Raw genomic sequence first — 6012 nt, forward strand, 5'->3', positions numbered from 1 at the left:
GTGCCGACGCCGTCGACGGTGGCGAGCCGGCCCCCGGCCCGGCCCGGCCGCCCGGGCGGCGGCGACGCCGAGCCCTCCGCGGCGTCCCGCCCGGCCAGCACGGCTCCCGCACCCCGACGGTCGAGCTCGGCAGCCAGTGCCGCGGCGGTGCCTGCCGAGGCGTCGGCGTCCACCCCGGAGTACGCCGCCCCGGTCACGACGACGGCGAGTCTCCCGGCCGCGGGCTGCCCTGCGGGGCCTCGGCGAAGCCGCCGCCGGCGAGCCCGGCGAGGACCGTGCCGGCCGCGTCCGGGGCGGGTGCGGGGCCGTCGGGCGGTGTCAGCAGCGCGGAGCCGAGCAGGCCCCCGGCGAGCGCACCGGCGTCGGTGGCGGTGGGGAGCTGCGCCCCCGACGGCAGCAGCCGCGCAGAACAGGTCGCGCAGCTGGTCGGCGCGGGCCGGGTCGGTGACGGCCGGGGTGAGCACGACCTCCCCGCGACGCTGCCCCCCGCGGTGACGACGAGCTCGGCGACCGCGCGCGTGTCGGCCGGGTCGGCACCGAGCGAGACGACGGTCACCGGCACCCCGGTGAGCTTCCCGCGCACCAGGTCCGGTCCGACGCGGCCGGCGAACTCGTCGCTGGCGTGCAGCTGCGCGGCCAGGGCATCGCGTTCGGCGCTCAGCCGGGCGGTCTCTCCCGTGTCCGCCCCCGAGGCCGCGACGTCGGCGATGCGCTGCGGCAGCCCGACGACGGCGAGGGCGAACCCGGCCGCGAGGGCCAGCACGAACACCGCGACCAGGGCGATGCGGTGGTGGCGCCGCGAGATCACGCCGGGAACCATCCGGCGACCAGGGCCCGCACGCTCTCCAGCACGCCGCGCAGCCACTCCAGCACCGCCGGACCACCGCCGGACACCAGCACCGCGACGACGACCGCGACCACGGCGGCCGCGACGAGCAGCAGCAGCGGCGCGAACGAGGTCCGGCTCCGGTACATCTGCGCGATCATCGCGCCGTCGACGACACTGCCCCCGGCCTGGAGCCGGGTCAGGAAGGTGGAGGCGTTGCTGCCGGAGCGTCCGCGGTCGAGGAACTCCCCCATCGACGCGGACAGCCCGACCGTGACGATCATCGAGGCGCCGCGGTGGTGGGCCAGCAGCAGCGCCAGGTCCTCGGGGTTGGCCATCGAGGGGAAGGTGACGGCGCTGGCGCCCAGGTCCTGCACACGGTGCAGCCCCGGGGCGTGCCCGTCGGGGAAGGCCGGGACGACGACGTCGGCGCCGCTGGTCAGTGCCTGGTTTCGACACCTCGGAGGGGTCGGCGACGATGAGGTCGGGGCGGTGGCGCGCGTTGAGCAGCGCGTCCGCCCCGGCCCCGACGCCGATGAGCACCGGCCGGTACTCCTTGATGTAGGCCTTGAGCTGCTTGAGCACGGCGAGGTGCTCGAACCCGGCGGCGACGACGAGCACCGGCCGCCCGTCGAGGGTGACGTCGACCTCGGGGACGCCGTGCCCGTCGAGCAGCAGCGAACGCTCACGACGCATGAACTCGATGGTGTTCGCGGCGAACGCCTCGAGCTGGTGGGTCAGGCCCTGCTTGGCCTCGTCCAGGGCGTCGGCGACGGTGTCCTCGGTCTGCTCGCGGCCCTCGCACAGCGGCTGCTCGCCGGAGTAGAGGACGCCGTCGTGCAGCCGCACCCGGATGCCGTCCTTGACGGCGCGGAGGGTGTCGGGACCACAGTCGTCGACGAGCGGGACACCCGCCTCGACGAGCACCTGCGGGCCGAGGTTCGGGAACCGGCCGGAGATCGACGGCGCGGCGTTGACGACGGCGGCGACCCGGGCGGCGACGAGCGCGTCCGCGGTCGCCCGGTCCAGGTCGACCTGGTCGATCACCGCGATGTCGCCGGGCCGCAGGCGCCGGAGCAGCGACTCGATGCGGCGGTCGGCGCGTGCCGGGCCGGTCAGGCCCGGCAGCTCCGGTCGGGAACGGTGCAGCAGGCCGGACAGCTTCATGTCGCGCACTGTGACAGGTGGGGCGCCCGTGACCACGGAGGCACGCCGCGTGAGACTGTGACGTCACTGGCCCGGAGCATTCCCCGCGCCGCCGGTCGGCGGCAATCGGAGCAGCGGCCTGCTCAACCACAGCGACCACACGCCGCCCGCCGGCGCACACGGGCGACCCGGCCCGGCGGCTCACCCTGGCCGTCCGGCCCCGTCGATCTGCTCGGCCGGCCGGCCCTGCCGATCTGCTCGGCCGTCCGGCCCTGCCACTCGGCCCAATCGCTCGCCCGGCCGCTCAGCCGGCCCGGGCGACCCGGCGACGCCGCGGCGACGCGGCCGGCCGGCCCGCCGCGCCGTCCGAGCCGGTTCCCCGGGTGTCGGTGCCGCAGGAGTCCGTACCGCGGGAATCGCTGCCGCGCGGTCCGGGCACGCTCCCCTCCGCCTGCGCGGTGGCGAGCTCGGGCTCCACGTCCTGCGGGGGCCGGCCGCGCCGGGACTGCGCGCGCCGCGACCGGGCCTCGGCGAGATCCGCGGGGCGTGCCGCCGCGCGGTCGGCCTCGCGGTGCGCGGTCGCGACGCTGAGCAGCTCTTCGGCATGCGCGCGGCCGGTGTCGGTGTCGTCCATTCCGGCCAGCATCCGTGCCAGCTCCCCGGTGCGCTCCTCCTCGGTGAGCCGCCGCACGCTGGAGCGGGTGACCCCCGCCCCCGACGCCTTCTGCACCACGAGGTGCCGGTCGGCGTACGCCGCGACCTGCGGCAGGTGCGTCACGACGATGACCTGGTGCCGCGAGGCGAGCTGCGCGAGCCGGCGGCCGATCTCCACCGCGGCCCGGCCGCCGACGCCGGCATCGACCTCGTCGAACACCATGGTCGGCACTGGGTCGGCTCCGGCGAGCGCGACTTCCAGGGCCAGCATGACGCGGGACAGCTCACCGCCGGATGCCCCCTGTGCAGGGGCTGGGCCACCGCACCGGCGTGCGGGACGAGCCGGATCTCGACCTCGTCGACACCGCTCGACCCGGCCTGACAGCGCCGCCCGCCGACCTCGAGCACCGGCCCGGTGTCGGCGGCGGGCCGCGGCTGCACACCGACCTGCAGCGTCGCGTCCTTCATGGCGAGACCGGCGAGCTCTGCCGTGGTGGCCTCGGCCAGCCGGGACGCAGCAGCGGTGCGCGCCGCGGTGACCGCGGCGGCGTGCCCGGCCAGCTCACCGGCGAGTGCGTCACGGCGGGCCGACAGCTCGGCCAGCGCCTCGTCGGAGGTGTCGAGCCCGGACAGCCGTTCGCGGGCGGTGGCCGCCCAGGCGAGCACGCCGTCGGTGTCCGCGGCGTACTTGCGGGTGAGCGCCTTGAGCTCCGCCTGCCGGGTCAGGACGCGGGACAGCAGCTCGGGGTCGGCGTCGAGCCGGTCGAGGTAGCCGGACAGCTCGGCCGCGACGTCGGCGAGCACCGCGACGGCCTCGGTCAGACGCGGCCCGAGCTCCTCGAGCGCGGGGTCACCACTGCCCTCGACGAACCCCTTGGCCTGCCCGGCGAGCCCGACGGCACCGGGGGCCTCGCCGTCGTCCGTCCCGGACAGCGCGAGATGTGCGCTCTCCGCGGCGGCCCGCAGGTCGTCGGCCACGGCCATCCGGCGGGCCTGTCCGACGAGCTCGCGGTCCTCCCCGGGCTGTGGGTCGACGGCCTCGATCTCGGCGAGCCCGTGCCGCAGCAGGTCCGCCTCCTGCGCGAGCCGGCGCGCGTTGTCCCGCCGCTCCGCGAGCTCGGTGACCACCTGGAGCCACTCGGTGCGGACCGCCCGGTAGGCGGCCAGCGGCACCGCGACCGGGTCCCCGGCGAAGCGGTCGAGCAGGGCACGCTGGTCGGACCCGCGCAGCAGCCGCAGCTGGTCGTTCTGCCCGTGCACGGCGAGCTGGGTCTCGGCGAGCCTGCCCAGCACCCCGTTCGGCACCGACCGCCCGCCCAGGTGGGCACGGGAGCGCCCGTCGGCCGACACGGTGCGGGCGGCGATCAGCGACCCGTCCTCGTCGGCCTCGGCTCCCACCTCCTCGGCCAGCTCCAGGGCACCCGGCGAGGCCGCGAACCGGCCCTCGACGACGGCCCGCTTCGCCCCGGCCGACACCCGCGAGGACTCCGCACGGCCACCGCCGAGGAGGTTCAGCCCGGTCACGACCATGGTCTTCCCGGCGCCGGTCTCGCCGGTCAGCACGGTCAGGCCCGGGTCGAGCTCCAAGGTCGCGTCGTCGATCACGCCGAGGCCCTGGATCCGCATCTCGGACAACATGCGTGGGACCATACGTTCGAACACCGACAGCGTTCGAGCCCCGACACGCAGCCGGCACCGAACGGATGTTCCCGTGCGCCGAACGGTCGATCAGGCGTTCGAATCCGGTGGTGGGTTCCGGGCCCCGCGCCAGCCCCGGACGGGCAGGTCGAACTTGCGGACGAGCCGGTCGGCGAAGGGCTGCGCGGCCAGGCGCACCATGCGCACCGGCTCCGACGCGCGGCGCAGCTCCACCCGGGCCCCGGGCGGCACGGCGACGGTGCGGCGACCGTCGCAGTCCAGCACGGCGGACGGGCCGTCGGCGGACACCTCGATGGCGACGGTGCTCTCCGGCGCGATCACCATCGGCCGGGCGAACAGGGCGTGTGCGTTGCTGGGGACCACCAGCAGCGCCTGCACCTGCGGCCAGATCAGCGGGCCGCCCGCGGAGAACGCGTAGGCGGTGGACCCGGTCGGGGTCGAGCAGAGCACCCCGTCGCAGCCGAAGGAGGACACCGGGCGGCCGTCGACCTCGAGGACGACCTCGAGGATGCGGCCGCGGGTGGTCTTCTCGACGACGGCCTCGTTCAGCGCCCAGGCCCGGCCGAGGACCTGCCCGGCGGCGGTGACGACGGCCTCGAGGGTGGTGCGTTCCTCGACCTCGTAGTCGCCGTCGGCGAGCTTCTGCAGTGCCTCGGGCAGGGTGTCCTCCTCGGCCTCGGCGAGGAAGCCGACGTGGCCGAGGTTGACGCCCAGCAGCGGCACGCCGGCGTGGCGGGCGAGGTCGGCGGCGCGCAGCAGGGTGCCGTCGCCGCCGAGGACCAGGACCGCCTCGGCGCCGCGGGCGCACTCGGGGCTCCCGGGGACCGGGACGGGTTCGTAGCCCGCGGGGACGTCGGGGTCCGCGGCGAGCTCGGCCCACTCGTCGGCGAGCACCCGGGGTGCGTAGGCCGAGCCGCCCGAGTTCGCTCATCACGTGCAGCGCGGTCTTGCGGTTGGTGGGTCGCCCGGTGTGCAGGACCAGCAGGACGTCCCTCATGCGGGGCCGTCCGCGACCGCGGCTGCCAGCATCGGTGCGAGCTCGGGCTGTGCGGGGGCGACGCCGGCCGGTCCGTCGGCGGGCCGGCGCAGGTGCAGGAAGTACTCGACGTTGCCCGACGGGCCGGGCAGCGGGCTCGCGGTCGCACCGAGGACCTGCAGCCCGGCCGCCGGCGGCGGCGGTCGCGACCCCGTGCAGCGCCTCGGTGCGCAGACCCGGGGTCGCGCACGACCCCGCCGGACCGAGCCGGTCCTTTCCGACCTCGAACTGTGGTTTCACCATGGGCAGCAGGTCGCCTCCGGGCGCGGTGCAGGCGGCGAGTGCCGGAAGCACGGTGCGCAGCGAGATGAACGACAGGTCGGCGACGGTCAGGTCGACCGTTCCGCCGACCTGCGCCGGTTCGAGGGCCCGGACGTTGGTGCGGTCGTGCACGTCGACGCGCTCGTCGGACTGGAGGCGCCACACCAGCTGGCCGTACCCGACGTCGACGGCGACGACCTCTGCCGCCCCGCGGGTGAGCAGCACGTCGGTGAAGCCGCCGGTGGAGGCGCCCCGCGTCGAGGCAGCGCCGCCCGGACGGATCGACGCCGGTGAACGCGTCGAGGGCCCCGAGCAGCTTCTTGGCGCCGCGGGAGGCCCAGTCGGGCTCGCCGGCGTCGTCCGGGCGGACGAGGACGGGTGCGTCCCGGTCCACCACGGTGGCGGGCTTCGCCGCCGGCATGCCGTTGAC

The 6012-nt window shown here is 76.4% G+C and carries 1 protein-coding gene and 4 pseudogenes; all 5 read right to left on the reverse strand.

All coding sequences use genetic code 11. The features are described 5' to 3' along the window. Window positions 1–820: pseudogene (locus tag KPL57_RS27205) on the reverse strand (copper transporter); the annotation flags it as partial. After that, window positions 805–1993, reverse strand: a pseudogene (gene steA / locus KPL57_RS27210) (putative cytokinetic ring protein SteA). The pseudogenes KPL57_RS27205 and steA, both read right to left, overlap by 16 nt. 490 nt (window positions 1994–2483) lie before the next feature. Continuing rightward, window positions 2484–4264: pseudogene (gene recN, locus KPL57_RS27215) on the reverse strand (DNA repair protein RecN); the annotation flags it as partial. Between the two features lie 90 nt (window positions 4265–4354). Continuing rightward, window positions 4355–5179 carry an NAD kinase gene (locus KPL57_RS27220; RefSeq protein WP_308253040.1) on the reverse strand — a complete coding sequence of 275 codons (825 nt, stop codon included), beginning with the start codon at window positions 5177–5179 and terminating at the stop codon, window positions 4355–4357. 99 nt (window positions 5180–5278) lie between these two features. Next, window positions 5279–6012, reverse strand: a pseudogene (locus tag KPL57_RS27225) (TlyA family RNA methyltransferase); the annotation flags it as partial.

This window comes from Pseudonocardia sp. ICBG601, from assembly GCF_020496245.1.